This window comes from Halococcus sp. PRR34 (assembly GCF_028617175.1).
GTDB classification, from domain to species: Archaea; Halobacteriota; Halobacteria; order Halobacteriales; family Halococcaceae; genus Halococcus; species Halococcus salifodinae.
Genome location: NZ_JAQJDA010000004.1, coordinates 109,379 through 127,253, shown reverse-complemented (window position 1 = coordinate 127,253; position 17,875 = coordinate 109,379). Strand labels below are relative to the sequence as shown.

The 17,875-nt window shown below is 63.0% G+C and carries 19 protein-coding genes; 10 read left to right on the top strand and 9 right to left on the bottom strand.

The features are described from left to right. Positions 1 to 49 precede the first annotated feature (49 nt). The 3 genes from PHA81_RS07060 to PHA81_RS07050 all read right to left on the bottom strand — a co-directional run bounded on the left by PHA81_RS07060 (position 50) and on the right by PHA81_RS07050 (position 2,219). A complete protein-coding gene (locus PHA81_RS07060) occupies positions 50 to 922 on the bottom strand; it encodes a hypothetical protein (protein ID WP_005045102.1) in 873 nt (290 codons plus the stop codon). 89 nt (positions 923 to 1,011) lie between these two features. Continuing rightward, positions 1,012 to 1,722 (bottom strand): class I SAM-dependent methyltransferase, encoded by a 711-nt coding sequence (locus tag PHA81_RS07055; protein ID WP_005045100.1) that lies wholly within the window; start codon positions 1,720 to 1,722, stop codon positions 1,012 to 1,014. Positions 1,723 to 1,808: 86 nt separating this feature from the next. Beyond that, entirely contained in the window at positions 1,809 to 2,219 is a 411-nt protein-coding gene (locus PHA81_RS07050; RefSeq protein ID WP_005045097.1) for a PPOX class F420-dependent oxidoreductase, read from the bottom strand. 135 nt (positions 2,220 to 2,354) lie between these two features. On the opposite strand from PHA81_RS07050, the gene PHA81_RS07045 reads away from it, so the two are divergent. The 4 genes from PHA81_RS07045 (at position 2,355) to PHA81_RS07030 (ending at position 5,210) form a co-directional block, all read left to right on the top strand. Beyond that, positions 2,355 to 2,627 (top strand): helix-turn-helix domain-containing protein, encoded by a 273-nt coding sequence (locus tag PHA81_RS07045; protein WP_005045096.1) that lies wholly within the window; start codon positions 2,355 to 2,357, stop codon positions 2,625 to 2,627. Positions 2,628 to 2,669: 42 nt separating this feature from the next. Then, positions 2,670 to 3,479, top strand: a complete 810-nt coding sequence (locus PHA81_RS07040) for an MBL fold metallo-hydrolase (RefSeq protein ID WP_005045094.1) — start codon at positions 2,670 to 2,672, stop codon at positions 3,477 to 3,479. Beyond that, entirely contained in the window at positions 3,476 to 4,147 is a 672-nt protein-coding gene (locus PHA81_RS07035) for a YkgJ family cysteine cluster protein (protein WP_005045092.1), read from the top strand. The genes PHA81_RS07040 and PHA81_RS07035 overlap by 4 nt, the downstream gene beginning before the upstream one ends. 361 nt (positions 4,148 to 4,508) lie before the next feature. Continuing rightward, the gene (locus PHA81_RS07030; protein ID WP_152424518.1) at positions 4,509 to 5,210 is read left to right on the top strand and encodes a DUF3800 domain-containing protein; all 702 of its coding nucleotides are present in this window, start codon (positions 4,509 to 4,511) and stop codon (positions 5,208 to 5,210) included. Between the two features lie 325 nt (positions 5,211 to 5,535). Here PHA81_RS07030 and PHA81_RS07025 read toward each other — a convergent pair whose 3' ends face one another. Further along, entirely contained in the window at positions 5,536 to 6,273 is a 738-nt protein-coding gene (locus PHA81_RS07025; RefSeq protein ID WP_005045089.1) for a PAC2 family protein, read from the bottom strand. A 172-nt stretch (positions 6,274 to 6,445) separates the two neighbouring features. Here PHA81_RS07025 and PHA81_RS07020 point away from each other — a divergent pair, with 172 nt between their 5' ends. Further along, on the top strand, positions 6,446 to 7,354 hold the full coding sequence (locus tag PHA81_RS07020) for an RsmB/NOP family class I SAM-dependent RNA methyltransferase (protein ID WP_005045086.1): 909 nt from the start codon (positions 6,446 to 6,448) through the stop codon (positions 7,352 to 7,354). After that, positions 7,351 to 7,899, top strand: a complete 549-nt coding sequence (locus PHA81_RS07015; RefSeq protein ID WP_005045082.1) for a hypothetical protein — start codon at positions 7,351 to 7,353, stop codon at positions 7,897 to 7,899. Before PHA81_RS07020 ends, PHA81_RS07015 begins: the two co-directional genes overlap by 4 nt. 15 nt (positions 7,900 to 7,914) lie before the next feature. On the opposite strand, the gene sugE is transcribed toward PHA81_RS07015, so the two are convergent. Then, a complete protein-coding gene (sugE, locus tag PHA81_RS07010; RefSeq protein WP_005045081.1) occupies positions 7,915 to 8,235 on the bottom strand; it encodes a quaternary ammonium compound efflux SMR transporter SugE in 321 nt (106 codons plus the stop codon). A gap of 122 nt (positions 8,236 to 8,357) precedes the next feature. Between sugE and PHA81_RS07005 the strand changes: the two genes are divergently transcribed. Next, on the top strand, positions 8,358 to 9,152 hold the full coding sequence (locus tag PHA81_RS07005; RefSeq protein WP_273836006.1) for a hypothetical protein: 795 nt from the start codon (positions 8,358 to 8,360) through the stop codon (positions 9,150 to 9,152). Positions 9,153 to 9,325: 173 nt separating this feature from the next. Beyond that, positions 9,326 to 10,177 (top strand): ZIP family metal transporter, encoded by an 852-nt coding sequence (locus tag PHA81_RS07000; protein WP_005045075.1) that lies wholly within the window; start codon positions 9,326 to 9,328, stop codon positions 10,175 to 10,177. Between the two features lie 30 nt (positions 10,178 to 10,207). Here the strand turns inward: PHA81_RS07000 and PHA81_RS06995 are convergent, their stop codons facing one another. The 3 genes from PHA81_RS06995 to PHA81_RS06985 are packed head-to-tail and all read right to left on the bottom strand — an operon-like array spanning position 10,208 to position 14,203. Then, positions 10,208 to 11,791 carry a DUF790 family protein gene (locus PHA81_RS06995; RefSeq protein ID WP_005045074.1) on the bottom strand — a complete coding sequence of 528 codons (1,584 nt, stop codon included), beginning with the start codon at positions 11,789 to 11,791 and terminating at the stop codon, positions 10,208 to 10,210. Positions 11,792 to 11,812: 21 nt separating this feature from the next. Next, positions 11,813 to 12,835, bottom strand: a complete 1,023-nt coding sequence (locus tag PHA81_RS06990; protein WP_152424517.1) for a hypothetical protein — start codon at positions 12,833 to 12,835, stop codon at positions 11,813 to 11,815. A 33-nt stretch (positions 12,836 to 12,868) separates the two neighbouring features. Beyond that, the gene (locus PHA81_RS06985; RefSeq protein WP_005045072.1) at positions 12,869 to 14,203 is read right to left on the bottom strand and encodes a DEAD/DEAH box helicase family protein; all 1,335 of its coding nucleotides are present in this window, start codon (positions 14,201 to 14,203) and stop codon (positions 12,869 to 12,871) included. A gap of 78 nt (positions 14,204 to 14,281) precedes the next feature. On the opposite strand from PHA81_RS06985, the gene PHA81_RS06980 reads away from it, so the two are divergent. Further along, the gene (locus PHA81_RS06980; RefSeq protein WP_005045070.1) at positions 14,282 to 14,938 is read left to right on the top strand and encodes a nucleotide exchange factor GrpE; all 657 of its coding nucleotides are present in this window, start codon (positions 14,282 to 14,284) and stop codon (positions 14,936 to 14,938) included. 31 nt (positions 14,939 to 14,969) lie between these two features. On the opposite strand, the gene PHA81_RS06975 is transcribed toward PHA81_RS06980, so the two are convergent. Beyond that, the gene (locus PHA81_RS06975; RefSeq protein WP_005045068.1) at positions 14,970 to 15,668 is read right to left on the bottom strand and encodes a DUF2071 domain-containing protein; all 699 of its coding nucleotides are present in this window, start codon (positions 15,666 to 15,668) and stop codon (positions 14,970 to 14,972) included. Between the two features lie 229 nt (positions 15,669 to 15,897). On the opposite strand from PHA81_RS06975, the gene dnaK reads away from it, so the two are divergent. Next, positions 15,898 to 17,832: a molecular chaperone DnaK gene (gene dnaK, locus PHA81_RS06970; protein WP_005045066.1), complete on the top strand. Its 1,935-nt coding sequence runs from the start codon at positions 15,898 to 15,900 to the stop codon at positions 17,830 to 17,832. The last annotated feature ends 43 nt before the right edge of the window (positions 17,833 to 17,875 follow it).

Sequence of the window (17,875 nt, the reverse complement as noted above, 5' to 3'; positions counted from 1 at the left end):
ACGCTCGCGCCGCTCGAATCGATCGCGACACCGGAGGGATAGCCAGCCGTCACTCCGCCGTCGACAGCGTCCACTCTCCGGTCGCTCGGACGTTCAGATAGGCGAGACCGGAGAGCGTGCTGGTGCTCTCACCCTCGAACGAGCCGAGCTCGTTGAAGATCGACGTCGTGATTGGCCGATCGTCGGCCGCGATCGGGGAGACGACGAAGGGGCCATCGCCGTCGTGCGATCCCACGAACGTCGTCGGGCCGTCGAACGCGTACGGCCCGGCGTAGTCGAGACCCTCCCCGTCCACATCGATCGGTAGCGGTTCGGAGTCGGAGTCGGTGGGCTGGTTCAGCGTGAGTTCCCAGTCGTCTGCGGCAGTGACATCGAGCGTATAGGGCCCGGCCGCGTCCACACCTGTCACCTGGCTCCCCTCTACTTCCCCGATCGTGTTCACGAGCGTGACGCTCCCGGCGAGGTCGCTTTCGGTCGGGACCAGCCTCACGATGAAGTTCGATTCGCCCTCGTGGCTGAACGCGGCCGTGACGGGACCCGCCGTCAGTCCGAACAGTTCATTTTGCGGACCTTCACCACTCGTGACCGTCACCGGATCGTCGCTCCCGTGCAACGGAACGATGTCCCGACCGCCGACGCTTCCGTTGCCACCGGCAATCGCGGTGTTTGCGGTGGTTCCGCCGTCAGAGTGGTTCACAGCGTTCGTCCCGACGGTCGCTCCAGTCGTGGTTCCGGCTCCCGACACGTCCGTTCCACTCACTGTGCCCGTTTCCGCAGCCGTTTCGGTCGGTTCGAGCGTTTCGACGATGTCGGTCGGGGTTCCGTCGTTCTCGGCGGAGGCCCCATCGCCGGCGAGATTCGAACAGCCAGAGAAGCCGAGCATTCCGACAGACACCGCCGCGAGATACGTTCGCCGACGCATACTCGTTTGGCCCGAGGCTGGTCGTAAAGATGTGTCGCCCTTATCGCGTGGTTGGACGGCGAACGATACGACTCACGAGCGCCGGGATACTAACGCTTCAGTCGTGCGTCCCAGTACGACACCGACGCCACGTGGTCGCCGATCGGCGACTCCATGACGGCCGTATCGACCTCACGAAGACGACCCGCCAGCCGATCGGGGAGCTTGCGATACAGGCCGTACGGGAGGACGAAGTCGTGTTCCTCGTCGGCGAGCCGGAGGCCAGCGCCGTCGAGCAGCTGTTCGACCTCCATTCGAGCATAGAGCCGCGATCCCATCGGGAGGAGCCAGTTGTAGATGCTCCGGGTGCTGAAACGTCGGAAGGTGTCGAAGACCACCTGATCGCGTGCGACCCGCTGCATCTCCGCGAGGAAGGAGGCCGGAGTGTCGGCGAGGTGGAAAAACCGCATCGCGATAACAGTTTGAAAGTGATCGTCGGGGAAAGGGAGCCGAGCGGCGTCACCGCGCATGAACTCGAGGTGGTCGGCGACGCCCGCCGCGCGGGCCTTCTTTCGGCCCTCCTGCAACATTGCGGGGGAGATGTCGAGACCCACGATGTCCGCGCCGCGCTCGGCGAGCATCGTGGTGAATCGCCCCGTTCCGCAGGCGATCTCGAGCATTCGCTTGCCCTCGACCGGACCGACCGCCGAGAGCACGGCTCGCTTCTCGCGCTCGTCGATCAGCCGGCCGCCGTCGGAGAACCGCTTCGACTCGTAGGTCTCGGCGATCTCGTCGGCCTGGTACCACTCCTGTCCCTTCACGCTGTCCGATGTTCGCCCGCCCGGGGATAAAACCGTACTGGATGCGCTCGACGGGCTGCCTCCCACCTCGGTTCGCCGGCGGGCCCTCAGTCGGCCCCGCCGGCGGCGACGTCGTCGGGCCGGATCCGGATCTGGACGCGCGCACCCTCCTCGTCTTCGAGGCCAGGATACTCCTCGACGTCCATGTATCGGCGTGCGAGCTGGTGGATGTGCTCGACCGCTCCGTCCTCGGTGAGCTCGTCGACCTCGCCACGCACTGAGACGAACCGGTAGGGGTCGTCGGGATCGACCATCGAGAGCGCGACCTTCGGATTCCGGACGACGTTCTGCTCTTTCTGTCGGCCCCGCGCCGTATTGACCAGCACGCGGCCGGCGTCAGGGTCGTAATCCACCCAGACCGGTGTCGCCTGGGGCGTGCCGTCGGGCATCATCGTGGTGAAATGGGCGAACGTCTCGCGCTCGAACAGATCGTGGAACGACTCCGGGATCGACGCCATGCGCTGGCTTCGGTCGACCCGGTCAAAGCGGTTGTGCCGAAAAAATATAATGGCATATGTAGAAACTCATGTGGCCGTATTATACATGCGCATATATGGGGAAGTTTTACCAGTTCCCTCACTGGAGGGGCAGGTATGAGTGCCACGACGGACCACGCACAAACCGACGGCGCGCTGTCGAAGACCGAGTACCGCGATCGCTTGCGCGAACTCCCCCCGAGCGCGAAGCTCGTCGCCAAGGTCCTCGAATCCGATTCGCCGCTCTCGCAGGGCCAGCTCGCCGACGAGTCGCTGCTCCCCGACAGAACCGTTCGCTACGCGCTCAACAGGCTCGAAGACGTCGAGCTCGTCGGCTCACGGTACAGCTTCCACGACGCGCGCAAGCAGGTCTACTTCCTCAACACGTAGCGCTGCCGAGCGGTTTTTGCTTCATCGCACCCGCCAACCGGCATGGAGCCCGAGCGGGTCCCGATCCCGGTCGACACCGCCGCGCCCGGCGGCACGACGAACGCCTATGTGCTCGGCAGCGATCGCGCCGTGCTGATCGATCCCGCAGCCGAGACGGACACACTCGACGCCGTGCTCGACGGGCGGCAGATCGATACTGTTCTCGTCACCCACGCCCATCCCGACCACGTCGGTGGCGTCGCGAGGTACGCCGACCGCGGGGCCACCGTTCTCGCACGGGCTGGTTACGAAGACCGATTCGAGCGCGCGACCGGGGTCGTTCCCGACGACACGGTTCGTGACGGAGCCACGATCGAGACCGATGTGGGGACAGTGCGGGTGGCATCGACGCCGGGTCACGCTCCCGATCACGTCGCGCTCGCGTTCGATGGCGGGATTCTCGTCGGTGATCTCGCGATCGCGTCGGGGAGCGTGGTCGTGGGATCGGGCGAGGGTGACATGCGCGGGTACCTCACCGCACTCCGACGGCTCCACGCCCGCGATCCCGAGCGGCTGTACCCGGGCCACGGGCCGGCGATCGACGAACCACGGACAGTTTTGGAACGGCTGCTCACCCACCGTCTTGATCGAGAGACGGCGGTGCTGCGGGCGGTGATAGGGGGTGCGGAGACGGTCACGGAAATCACCGACGCGGCCTACGAGAAGGACGTCTCGGGAGTCCGGGGGCTTGCGGAAGCGACGGTCGAGGCCCATCTCGAAAAGCTCGCGGTCGAGGAGCGGGTGGCGTGGGACGGCGTGCGGGCGAGCGCGCGAGAAGCGTTTTTGCGGCGCGAGCGCGAAACGGGGTCGTGAGCCTCGAATCCGAACTCGACCGGGCGCGCGAACTCGACACCACGGAGCTGGCCGACGCGATCGAGTCGATCGGGTTCGAGTGTACGCGCTGCGGTGCGTGCTGTAAGGCCGCCGAGACGGAGACCGGTGAGGACGAGGAGCATACCGCGACGGTGTTTCCGGACGAGATCAGGGATCTGCAGGAAGGGGGCGAGTACGACCACCGGGACGTCGCCAGGCCGATGCCCTATGGCCTGACTGACGGCCCCGAAGGCCCGGAGGGAGAGACCTTCGAGTGGGCGCTCCAGACCGACGGTTGTGGCGACTGCACGTTCTACGCCGAGGACGACGACGGGACGGGGGCGTGTACCGTCCACGACGATCGGCCGCTGATCTGTCGGACCTACCCGTTCAGCGTCGCTGTCGAGGGATCGAGCCAGCCGATGGGCGAGGCGGTGGATCGGGTGGGGCAGGTCCGCGCCCACGAATGTGAGGGGCTCGGCCGCGATATCGACCGCGAGGACGCAGAAGAGTTGGCCGCCGCGCTCAAACGCCGCGCAGTGCGCGAACTCGAAGAGGCTATCGGGGTGCGCGAGAACTACGAGCCCGCCGACCCCGAGCCTGGCGAGGTGGTCGTCCACGACTCCGAGGGCGCGAAACGGCACGACGGCGAGCCAGTCGATCAGTGATTTCAGAGGCAGGGCAGATCTCGACCGGAAGGGGCAAGTATCAGGTGATATCCGTTCAGTAAGTTCGATCGTCCTATGCCAGCGACAAATGACTTCACATGCAAATGTTGATGGGATTTTCGCAAAACCGCATCACGGAGAAGGAGTCGATATCGAGATCGATCAAGAGTTACATCGGCTATCGATCCACCCGAAACATAGACCAGGGAAATTGAGTCTTTTTCGACAATTCATACCGAGCACTTGATTGAGAATATAAGTCAGACACTTGTCTATAATATCGTCTCTTCGATAGGTAGTCTATCGGATTTGTAAAGTATTATCCTGCAACAGAGCAGTAAAGGAAGCAGACTGATGATCTATGAGTAGTCTTTATGTGTTTGTTGATGAAAGTGGTACTCCTGGTAATGGCTCGTTCTTCACTGTTGCCGGGTTTTGGTGTGTCTCTGACCGACAACCTTCCGCAGTTCTCCAATCATCTAAGGATAAGCTGCTGGAGCAAATGAACACCAACTACGCGCGTCGAGGACCCGAAAATGAACTCAAGGGTAGCCAAATCCGCAATGACGGATTAGATGTACTTTTTAGCACGTTGCAATCCACCTTTCGTGGGGACGATTCCATTCATCAGAACCCACCAGTATGGACCGATGATCGAGTATTTCGATATACTGCTAACAACCTGAATCCAGGCCTCATGAATACCTTGGTCAAAGACGTTGCGGGGATCGACCAACAGTCTCCCGCTATGCTTCAGACATTCCTGCTATCATCAATATTAAATCCTATTTTGAACAATCACCTAGTAAATTGCTCTCCGGTCGAAAGTGTACGAGTGGTTTTGGATGCTGAAACATGGACAGCACCCGCGAACTACATCGACAGTGGGTTATGTCAAATTGAAAACGTACCAGATGATGTTGAATTTGCAATAAGAGACAGTAAATCTACACCAGGAATTCAGTTTGCTGACGTGGCTGCGTACTCATGGGCTCAGTTTGCTACAAAAGGCCGTTGCGAAACACCAGCCAGGATGATGAAGGACTTACTGCTACAAGGTTGAAAACGGCCGACAGACAGGGAGTCTCGTTCCCCTTTACCCGAGGGATCATTGACTCGCACGCTGCCAGCCATACTACTCAGCCAGATTAGGTGGGCTCATTCCCCTTTACCCGAGGGATCATTGACCGACCCATCCGGCTGCTAACTGTGAGTAGCACTTTCGCACCAATATATCTTTTGTATTGTTGCACGATATGTTGTGTCGTCAGAAACTATACGATGAAGGCGGGTGGCTTCACAACAGACGTGATCGTCCCCACAGGAGGGATAGACTGTTAATCGGTCAAGAGGGTTGATCCTCCCCCCCCCCACCTCAGTAAAAGGTACTACTGGAACATCCGTAGCGGCTCGGCCTGGGAGCTCTCGTCGTCGGCCTGCTGCATCTGCTTTGCGAGGCGCTCGCGGGCGTCCTGGATCTCCTCGGCCTGATCGACGAGCGCGTCGGTATCGATATCGATGCCGGCGATTGGTTCGACGCCGCCGTCGATCACCGCGCGGGCGGCCTCGGGGTCGGGGAACTGGGGGTTGGTTTCGGCGATCAGGCCCACGCTGTCGAGGTCGTTCCGGCCGGCGTGATAGAGCAGCGCGCCAGTCGGGCCGCTGACGAGGCCACCCTCTGCGGGTGGCACGATGCCGGCGTCGTCGAGCAGGCGCTCGCCTTCGCCGGTCGAGACGCCGTAGACCTCTGGTACCTTTTCCGACTGCTCCGGGAGGCCACTGAGATACAGCGGTGTGACGTCGTTCGCGTCGAGCCAGCCCGTGATACAAGCCGCGAACTCGGTTGCCTCGGCCGGCGACACCGGAACGTCGCTCTGGAGCACGAGCAGGTTCCGGTCTGCGTCGGCGTGGAGGCGGACGGGCGGCCGGAGCGGCGAGCGCTCGCCACGATAGACCGCCGCCTGCGGGACGCCATCGCAGTGGACGCCCGCGTAGTAGTCCATCTCGAACGTGCTGACGAGGTGATCGGCCACGATCTTCCCGACCAGACCCACCCCGGGCAACCCCTCGACGAGCGTCGGCGCGTCGAGGGACACGTCGTCGGCGACGACATCGATGCGTGCCATGCGTACTCTTTTCACTGAGTCGACTTAATTCCCGACCATACTGCCGGTCGGCATTCTGTTCGGAGCTGTCGGGACTGTCCCGTTCCGTGGGATGCACCCAACGTCGCTGATCCGATGGCCGACAGACACACACTCCGAAATCGACAAACGAGCCGACGACGATCGTCACCCAATGGACGTACTCTCCCGATACGAGCCACTGATCGACGATTTCGCGGCGTTCCGGGCGGCCTGCGAACGCCCGCTGCCGTCGGTCGTCCGCGTCAACGAGATCAAGGCGACGCCCGAGCGCGCTCGCACCGCCCTTGAGGAGGAGGGCGTTGGCTACGAACCCTGTGAGTGGCATCCCGGACTCCTGCGCCTCGATACCGACCATCCGGGTCGGACGTGGGGCGCGTTTCACGGTTGGGTCCACGGCCAGGAGGAGGTGTCAGCGCTGCCCGCAGTGGTCTGTGATCCCGAGCCCGGCGAGCGTGTCTGGGCCGCCTGCGCCGCCCCCGGTGGGAAGGCCACCCAGCTCGCGGCGCGCGCCGACGACGCCGGCCTCGTGGTCGCCAACGATCGCAATCTCGGCCGACTCTCGGCACTGCGGTTCAACGCCGAACGTCTCGGCGTGACATCGATGGCGGTGACGAACCGCGACGCTCGGAACTACTCGCTCGACCCCTTCGACTTCGAGGAGTTCGATCGCGCGCTCTGTGACGTGCCGTGTTCGTGCGAAGGAACCATCCGGAAGAACCCGGACGCGCTCGACAGGTGGTCGCTCGGCTATCTCGACGAGATCGCGAGTACCCAAGAAGCGATCCTCCGACGGGCGATCCAGGCGACTCGATCCGGCGGCACGGTGGTCTACTCGACGTGTACGTTCGCGCCCGAAGAGAACGAGGCGGTGCTCGATGACGTTCTCGACCGCGAGGACTGCCGGCTCGTCGATTTTACCTGTGCGCTCGACAGCCGCCCCGGTGTCACCGAGTGGGAGGGCGAGCACTTCGATCCGAGCGTGCAACGAGCCAAGCGGATCTATCCCCACCTGAACGACACGGGTGGCTTCTTCTGTGCGAAGTTGGAGGTCGGCGGATGAGCGAGCCGAGCGACGGACTCGCCGAAAACGATGGCTCCCGATTCGATCGCCTGCCCGCCACCGCCGCCGAGCGCGAGGTTTCGGGACGGGCGACCCGCGAGTCGGTACTCGATTTCTGGGAGGAGCGGTACGGTATCGACCCCGCGATCTTCGCCGACTACACGTTCTGGGAGAAGGGAAGCCGGAAGCTCTGGGCGTTTCGTGGGGAGATCGACTCGCCGATCGAAATCGAGAGCCTCGGGATCACGTTTCTCCGGACGCGCCAGGAACACTGGAAGCCCACCACCGACGCGGTGCAGCGATTCGGCCGACACGCGACCCAAAACGTGCTCACCCTCTCGCGGGAGGCGGCGCGGCGGTTCGTCGCGGGCGAAGATCAAGAGATCGAGTGGGACGGTGACTGGGGGTATCTGATCGTCGCCCACGACCTCGCGGGCGAGCGCGAACCGCTCGGCGTTGGGCTCTACCTCCACGGCGAACTCCGGTCACAGATCCCGAAGGGACGTCGTCGGGAGCTTCGAGAGGTCGATACGGGCGAGCAGTGAGCGCGCCGTGGATGATCAGTGGGTGGTGAAGTTCAGTCCGACGACGCCGAGGACGATACACGAGATGAACCCCACACGGGCGACGCTGATCGGTTCGTCGAACAGCACGACGCCGAGGGTCGCCGCCCCGACCGCACCGATGCCGGTCCAGACCGCGTAGGCCGTCCCGATGGGGAGCGATTGGACCGCCCGCGCCAGCAACAGCATGCTGATGACGAGCGCGACGACAGTCGCGATGCTCGGCAGGAGTTCGGTGAACCCCTCGGAGTATTCGAGGCCGATGGCCCAGCCGATCTCGAACACGCCAGCGACGACGAGCACGAGCCACGGGTTCATGTCGCCACTCTACCGGGATCGGTGATAGGGTCTGGGATATGCGTATCGATGCATACCGTCTTCGTGCACGACCCCGGTGTTGGATGCAAAATATTTATTAGATGCCTTCATGAGATGCTGTCATGGGTGCGATATCGGCAGGCCGACAGACGGTTACGGCGGTCGCACGGAACCCGATTCTGATCGTTGTCGCGTTGGTGCTCGGGCTCGTTCAAGTGCCACAGCTGCTCGCTCAGTCCGCCAACTCCACCGCCATCGTGACCGTCACCGGGCTTCTCTCGCTGCTCTTTTTGCTGCTCTACCCGTTTTTCTTTGGCGGCATCATCGGAATGGGCAACGAGGCGGTCGAAGGAAAAACGAGTCACGGGACGTTCGTGAGCGCCGGGAAGGCGAACTACGTCTCGCTGTTCGGTGCGTACCTCATCCTGATGGGGGTGGCGATCCTGTACGTCATCGCGCTGTTCGTCGTCACCGCTGTCGGCGGTGTCGCTGTCGTCTCCGCCGGCGACGCGCTCGGCGGAGTCGCGTTCCTCGCCGTTGCTGGCGTCGCACTGGTGGCCTTTCTATTGTACTTCGTGCTGTTCTTTTTCATCCAGTTTTTCGGACAGGCCATCGTGCTCGATGACGTGGGTGCTGTCGACGGGTTCAAGCGAAGCGTCGGAGCGGTCCGGGGACACAAACTCAGCACGCTCGGCTATACGCTCGTCCTCTCACTCATCGGTGGCATCTTCGGTGCGTTCGGGGCGCTGTTCGCGCTGCTTCAAAACCCAACGACCGCCGACGGTCTCCCGACACTTTCGCCGAGCGCGGCAATCGTGGCCGTGGCCGTGTTCGTTGTTCTCACCGGCATCGTTGGGGCGTTTTCGATGACGTACGGGGTCGCGTTCTACCGGCAGATTCGGCCCGCCGCCACGTAGCGCCGCTCGCCGTTAGGAGATTGCCACCGACGGCCGTTTCAGAGACGCAATTCATATATTGCACTCGACTAAGACGTTACTTAGATGGAGCTCTCTACGGCCGGTTCGATCGACATCATGTCGAAGGGACCGATCGCCGGAGGTGTCAGCCTCCGATCGGGAGCGGGTCGCTCGTGTTAGAGAACGCGTTCGTTCGGCTCGTCGGAACGGACCCGCTGTGGCAGGCGCTCGTCGGCGGCTTGGTGATCGCCGGCTTCAACGCGGTCGGCGCGCTGTCGGTGCTCGTCTGGCGGAATCCGAGCGACCGTGCGCTCGACGGCGCGCTCGGCTTTGCGGGCGGTGTAATGCTCGCGGCGAGTTTTACGAGCCTCATCATCCCGGGCATCGAAGAGTACGCTGGCGGGAGCCTGTTCCCGGTCGTCGCCGGGATCTTGCTGGGAGCGGTCGTACTCGATCGCGGCGAGAAGTGGGTACCGTACGTCCAGCGGCTCGTCACTGGACGGCGCAGCGAGGAGTTCTCGACTGATGGTGGGGCGGAAGCAGAAGCAGCCGCGGCGAGCAGAGCCGCCGCCAGTGATCGGGTCGCGCCAGTGATCGTCTTCATCGTCGCCATCACGCTCCACAACATGCCCGAGGCGCTCGCGGTCGGGGTCGGGTTCGGCTCCGACAACCTCGGTAACGCCATCGCGCTGATGCTCGCCATCGGCATCCAGAACATCCCGGAGGGGCTCGCGGTCGCGGTCGCCGCCAGAAACGCCGGGCTGGGCTCGCTGTTCTACGCCGGCGTGACCGGAATCCGTTCCGGACTGGTCGAGGTCCCGCTCGCGGTGTTCGGCGCGGTCGCGGTTTCGGTCGCCGCCCCACTTCTGCCCTATGCGATGGGCTTTGCCGCCGGTGGCATGCTCTACGTCATCGTCGACGAGATCATCCCTCAGACCCACGCCCGTGGTCACGAACGGGTGGCGACGCTCGGCACCATCGTCGGCCTCGTCGTGATGCTTTCGCTCGACGTCGCGCTCGGGTGATCGCGTCCGGACGAGTCTCCCACTCGACGACTACTTTTCTCGGACGTCGCCGCCGCTCAATCCCTTCCACTCGATGCGGTAGCCGAGCCGCGACAGCACCGCACTCGCGTCATCGATGCCGTGCTCATCGAGCCGGTCCTCAGCAGTCGATAGCTCCATCCCTGGTTCGATTTCGCTGGCGAGCGCATCGAGCACGGTGGGGCGAACGAGCGTCCGGCCGACTCGTTCGTGCTCGGGAAACACCGTGTTCTCGATCGCGGTCTCGCTCACACCGTGATCGGCCGCGAGTGTGGCGAGCGTGATAGTGTCCGGCTCGGGAATCAGCTCGTCGGGCAACGCCGCCGCCTGCTCGTCGTTCAGTCGGTCTTCGTACTCTCGAAGCGCGTCGCGGACGTCCGCGAGTCCCACGGTGCCCGAGTACGGAATTGCGCGGGCGTCGCGGGCTTCGAGGTCCTCGCCGACGCCGAGCGACTCGTCGACCGCCACGAGCAGTTCGACGTCCTCCAAACCGTGGATCTGATCGAGCTTCTTTTCGACGTACTCGGGCGTCCAGAAGCCCATGATCTCGAAGAACACCCGGAACGCGCGGGAAGAGACAGTCTTCCCTGCTCTCGAGTCGCCGTCGGCGACGTCGCGAGTCCCGTGTTTCCAGTCGAACGCGAAGTCCGGGATCATCACCCGCGAGCCGGTCGCGAGCGGTTCGGGTTCGCGCACGAGCTCCCAGTCGAGATCGAGCGATTCGAACCGCGCGGCGAAGTCCGCTTCCACGGCGCTATCGTACTCGATTTCGACCACGGGCTCGGTGCCTGGCATCCGGAGGTCATCGTGTGTGAGTCGGAGTTCGCGGTCGGTCCCGCGGTCGTCGATGGTGGCCGAAAGTTCCCACTCGCCCGCCTTCGTGATCGTCCGGAGCAGCCGGGCGAACCGCGTGCCGTACCGCCGCGTTCGCCGGAACAGACTATCGGGGCCGGTGACGATCACCTCGCGATCCGAGAGCGCGCCCGCAGCCGAACCGGGACTCGCGTCGGTGTTTCGGATCTCGTACATGAGTCGCAGACGTTTGACCGCCGAAACCAGCGCCTTCGGGTCCGCACTCCGCACCCGGAGTTCGGTCGCGTCGAACAGTACTGTTTGGGCGAGTGAGAGGTCGTACTGCGCGCAGAGTGCTTCGGGATTCCACGGCGAATCGAACGCCGCGAGGATCTCGCGTTCTTCGAGGTCGGCGTACAACGAGCGCTCGACGGTTTCGGGGGTGGTGTCGAGTCGGTCGGCGGCCGCAGTGAGTGCCTGGCCACGTTCAGCCGTGGTGACGATCCCGACGGACTCCGCGGCCGCGAACGTCGCGCGCCGCGCGCGCTCGGGGTCGATTGCCGCCCGCGTCTCGAAGGTGGCCTCGCGATCGAGCAGCTTCGCGAACCCCCGGACGAGCTTGAAGTCGTCGGCCGCGCGTTCGAGTTCTTCGAGCGCGGCGTCGAGTTCGTGGCGGGCCTCGCCGACGTGGCCCTGGTAGACCCCGATGACCCGCGCCGCGAGCGGGCGGTCCTCCCGGATCGAAAACTGCGGGTGGTAGCCCCCGCCCGCGCGTGACACCCGGAGGAGGTCCTTCGTGAGCATAGTCCCAGATATGACTATAAGTTACTCTGTGATATCTTGAATTGTATTGGTGACAAGTTGTTCATCCAGTCCCTCTCGATGATCTTCATTATTGAGGAGAGTTACCCCGATAGGACTTGCTTGTGATTGAAGACTTGCGTATGTCTGCTCAGGAATATCGTTCACAATCATGATCAGAGAAAGCCCAATCCGTTCAGCACTCACCTTTGGCTGATTTATGAGCTTAGATTGAAGATTGTCTGCACTTAATTCTGATTCGCGTTCTTCCTCGTCTATAGACTGCTGAACACTCTGAAAATTCTTTGCCTCGATAGCAAATTTGCTACCCTGTCCTCCTAATGGAAGCGCAACTACATCATATTCTCCGTTGCCCGAGTCAAAATATACCCTTACGTTTCGTATAGAGGGCCCCACAAACTCTTCTACATTCAGTTGGACATTTTCTTCAAAATCGTTCTGAGATTCTGTTGTCTCCCAACTTTGTATCTGATCATGACTATCTAGATACTCCTTCACGAGTTCCACTCCATTTGACAACCCATCTAAAGACACAAATTCACCGACAACTTCTGATATAGACTCTATTTCCGACTTCATGAACTGAACGAAATTTTGACAATCGTCTGAAGATTCTGCAACTAGTTGCAATCGAGTGACATAGTTGTTAATACTAGTCGTTCGTCTTGGCTGAGAATTTCTATTGAAAAATGCCAGAATTTGGCCATCTGTTTCAGGTCCACCATATATTAAAAGTGAACTGCTTTCTCGGAAAAATTCCTTTATCATAGATAACTCCCGCTCTGGAGCCAGCGCATCCCAAATACTATTACTTACCACTGGACCAAACGAAGATAATTTCTTTTTCACACCTTCTTCCCGGTCCTCCATATAGTTTTGAACCTCTTGGTTAATCTCTGTACCAGGATCTAACACCTCGAAATGGTCCTCATTCTGCTCGATCGTTTTGTTGGTGAAAAATAACGGATCTATACTCTCAGATCCTTCTCTTGGTGCAGTTACAATCTTAATCGTATCCAGATACATAACGAGGTGCTCTGCGGTTCAACCGGATCATTGTTAATGCCTCCGGTCAGCAATATTCTCCTCGGCGGTTTCCTCGGTGACGACCTCGTAGAGCAGCGCCCGTCCCCCGTCCTCTGTCGGACGCAGAATCCGCCCGAGCCGCTGAGTGAACTCCCGGGTCGAACCACTCCCTGAAAGAACGACCGCGACGTTCGCGGCCGGCACGTCCACACCCTCGTCGAGCACGTTCGCCGCGACGACCCGCGAGTAGGTCCCCTCGCGGAACTTCGCGAGGACCTCATGGCGCTCGGCCGCTCCCGTCTGGTGGGTGATCGCCGGGATGAGAAACCGCTCCGAAAGCCGATACACGAGGTCGTTGTGCGCCGTGAAGACGATCACCCTGTCCTCGCGGTGGTGATCGAGGAGGTCGGCGAGCGTCTCTACCTTGGCGTCGGCGTTCATCATCACCTCGCGAGCGCGCTGGTTGGCGAGCAGCGCCTCGCGCGCCTGCGGGTCGTTGCCCGAGCGCATCACGAGCTTCCGGTAGTCGCTCCCGCTTTGCATGTCGAGGTTCGAGCGAGCGAGGTAGTTCGTGAACGTCTCGCGGTGATCGTCGTATTCTGCTCGTTCCTCCTCGGTGAGTTCGACTTCGAGTCGCTTGATGTCGTAGGCCGCGAGATGCTCCCCCGCCAGATCGTCGGGCGCGATCCGATGGACGAGCGGGCCACAGAGGTCCTCGACGATCTCGTGTGCCCCATCGGGGCGTTCGAACGTCGCGGTCAGCCCGAGCCGCGCGGGCGCGGCGACCAGGCGCGCGATCTCGCGGTACCCCTCGCCGCCGAGGTGGTGGACCTCGTCGAAGATCACGAGCCCGAACCGATCGCCGATGTCGTCGGCCCGGAGGTAGGCGGAGTCGTACGTCGCGATCGAGAGGGCTTCGACGCGCTGTTCGCCGCCACCCAACTGCCCCACCGGCACGTCGAACTCGGTTTCGCACTCCCGCCGCCACTGTTCGAGCAGATCGATGGTCGGCACGACCACGAGCGCCGCGGTGTCGAGCGCCTCGATCGCCGCGAGCCCGATCACGGTCTTCCCGCTCCCGGTCGGGAGTTCGAGACAGCCCCGATCGTCGTTCGCACGCCACGCATCGAGCGCTTCCTGTTGGTACTCTCGGAGTTCGTACGCCGACGCCACGTCGATCGAGGGGGCGTCGAGCACGCGATCATCGACGGCGACGCCCCGCTCGTCGATCGCCTCGCGGAGGGCGACGTAGCGGACGGCGGGCGCGCGGGCGGTCTTCGAGCGCGGATCGGTCTCGACGAACGGGAGATCGGGAACGCTCCCCTCGATTCTGATTGTTCCGTCCTCGAACGCGAGCGTGACGGCCACACCGCTGCTCGGGGTCCCGAGCGCTTAACCCTGGGTGATTTCTGAATCCTTTTACCCGCGTGTCGGCTGGTTTCGACCATGAGCGAGGACGACGCCGCGGACGTGACCGATCCGAGCGAACCGGCCGAGAGCGCGGCGGACGAGCCGACGTCCGAGGCGAGTTCGCCATCGGAGTCGGCGGCCGGGGGCGCGGAGACGGGAGCGGTCGGCGAGGAGCTCGAAGCCCGCGTCGCGGACGCCTCGACAGAGGAACTTGCTCGCGAGATCGCCGGGCTCCGCGAGCGCGCTGCGGCGGCCGAGCGCGAACTCGAAGAGCGAACCGAGGAGATCGACGATCTCGAATCGAAACTCAAGCGCAAGCAGGCCGACTTCCAGAACTACAAGCAGCGCACCGAGCGCCAGCAAGAGGAGCTCCAGGAACGCGCGACCGAGGACCTCGTCGAGCGCCTGCTCGACGTTCGGGACAATCTCGCGCGCGCTCTCTCTCAGGACGACGACGCCGACATCCGGCCGGGCGTCGAGAGCACGTTCGCGGAGTTCGACCGGGTGCTCGACGAGGAGAACCTCACGACCATCGAGCCCGAACCGGGCAGCGAGGTCGATCCCCAGCGCCACGAGGTCATGATGAGCGTCGAGAGTGACCAGCCAGGGGATACTGTCGCGGAGGTCTTCCGACCAGGCTACGAGATGGGCGAGAAGGTGCTCCGGCCGGCCCAGATCACCGTCAGCGAGTAGCGTTCACGATCGCTCGACCGATATCTGGTTACTACTCTTGGAGTCGCTTGCTCGCCGAGGCAGTGATCTCGACGCCAGGGCTGTAGTAATGAACCGGCTCACCCAACGGATCAGCGAACCCGTTCGCCCGGAAGATGGTGTTCTCGTCGATCCGGACGTTTGCGGGATAGAGCGGCCACGGATCGTGTTCGACCGTCGAGTACCGCACCGTGCCGTCGGGGGCCTCAGTGTGAAAGCGATAGCGTTCGGTCAAAAACGCCGCGAGGGAGTCCGGCTCCGGGTTGAGGCGCTCGCCGGCGGGTTCGTACGTGGCAGCGAACTCTACCGGCCGCGCACCCGGATGGAGCCGACGACTCTCGAACCGGCTCGTCCCGCTCTCGCTCCGGCGGTGGTTCATGCGGGCGTAGTAGTACGGCAGGTGATGAAAGAGGCGTGCGCCGAGCACCCCGAGGATGCCCTCGGCGTCGAGGCTGAAGAAGTAGACGCTGGGGGTGCCCTCGCAGGTGACGTAGGTCCGGAGGTTGAGTTCGGGGAGGTCGACGCCGAGTCGGGTGGGCAACCCGCACGGGCGGACGGCCGCGTTCGTGAACGGCACCACCGAAAGCCACGCGCTCCCGTCGTAGGTATCGACCGCGAGCGCGTCCGGCAGGTGTGCATCGACGACGTCGGGATCGACGGGCCAGTTGGCGAAGAGGAGCTCCTGCCAGTCCATCGCGAGGGCGATGACCATATGAATGAGGAAGGGGCCGCGAGGGTTCGTGTGTTTCGCCGCGAACGCAGATCGGAGCGCGTTTCACCGATCGCCCGCCGAACGGTCGTATTGCGGTCGGAATATAGGCCGGTGGCGAGCACGGCTCGTGAACCACGAAATCGCAACCGGGGAGTACGATCCACGAGACGCGGCTGGTGACGCATCTTAGCAACTTTTAACCCGCCGAAAGCGATACGCGTACCCAACAATGGCGAGCAACAAGATCCTCGGTATCGATCTCGGCACGACGAACAGCGCCTTCGCAGTGATGGAGGGGAGCGACCCCGAGATCATCGTGAATGGCGAGGGCGACCGCACCACACCCTCCGTGGTGGCCTTCGACGACGACGAACGACTCGTCGGCAAACCGGCGAAGAACCAGGCGATCCAGAACCCCGATCGAACCGTCGAATCGATCAAACGCTACATGGGGGAGGATCACACCGTCGAGATCGACGGCGAGGACTACACTCCGGAAGAGATCTCGGCGCTGATCCTCGGCAAGATCAAGCGCGACGCCGAGGAGTACCTCGGTGACGAGGTCGAGAAAGCGGTCATCACCGTCCCCGCCTACTTCTCGGACAGCCAGCGCCAGGCGACGAAGGACGCCGGCGAGATCGCGGGCTTCGAGGTCGAGCGCATCATCAACGAGCCGACCGCGGCGTCGATGGCGTACGGTCTCGACGACGAGTCCGACCAGACCGTGATGGTCTACGATCTGGGTGGCGGGACGTTCGACGTCTCGGTGCTCGATCTGGGTGGCGGCGTCTACGAGGTCGTCGCCACGAACGGTGACAACGACCTTGGAGGAGACGACTGGGACGACGCCGTCGTCGACTGGCTCGCCGAAGAGTTCGAATCCGAGCACGGGTTCGACCTCCGAGAGGATCGCCAGGCCCTCCAGCGGCTGAAGGACGCGGCCGAGGAGGCCAAGATCGAACTCTCGAACCGCAAAGAGACCACGATCAACCTCCCGTTCATCACCGCCACGGACTCCGGACCGGTTCATTTGGAGGAGGACCTCACCCGCGCGAAGTTCGAGTCGCTGACCGCCGATTTGATCGAGCGAACCGTCGAGCCGACCGAGCAGGCACTCTCCGACGCGGGCTACGACGCCGACGACATCGACGAGGTGATTCTGGTCGGTGGTTCGACCCGGATGCCCCAGGTCCAAGACCAGGTCTCGGATCTCGCCGGCCAGGACCCCCAGAAGAACGTCAACCCCGACGAAGCCGTCGCGCTCGGCGCGGCGATCCAGGGCGGCGTGCTCTCGGGTGACGTCGACGACATCGTGCTGCTCGACGTCACCCCCCTGAGCCTCGGGATCGAGGTCAAAGGTGGCCTCTTCGAGCGCCTGATCGACAAAAATACGACGATTCCCACCGAGGAATCGAAGATCTTCACGACCGCGGCGGCGAACCAGACCCAGGTTCAGGTTCGCGTCTTCCAGGGCGAGCGCGAGATCGCCAACGAGAACGAGCTGCTGGGCGAGTTCCAGCTTTCGGGCATCCCGCCCGCTCCTGCGGGGACGCCCCAGATCGAGGTGACGTTCAACATCGACGAGAACGGCATCGTGAACGTCGAGGCCGAGGACCAGGGCTCGGGCAACAAGGAGGACATCACCATCGAGGGTGGCGCGGGTCTCTCTGACGACGAGATCGACCGGATGCAGGACGAAGCCGAGGAGTACGCCGAAGAGGACGAGCAGCGCCGCGAGCGCATCGAGGCGCGCAACGAGGCCGAGAGCGCGGTCCAGCGCGCGAACTCCCTCTTGGAGGAGAACGAGGAAGAGGTCGACGACGATCTGCGGGCGGACATCGAGGACGCGATCGGCGATGTCGAGGACGTTCTGGAGGACGAGGACGCCACGACCGAGGAGCTCCAGGATGCCACCGAGGAGCTCTCGACCGAGCTCCAGGAGATCGGCAAACAGATGTACCAACAGCAGGAGGCCGCCCAGCAGGCCGCGGGCGGAGCCGGCGGCGCGGGTGCCGGTCCCGGTGGTGCGGCGGGCGGGCCTGGCGGCGCGGGGCCCGGAGGAATGGGTGATATGGGCGGCGACGGTGCGGCCGACGACGACGAGGAGTACGTCGACGCCGACTTCGAGGACGTGGACGAAGACGACGACGAGTCATCTTCGTAACCCGGAGCCCCCCAGCGAGAGCATAGCTCCACCAGTACATCCT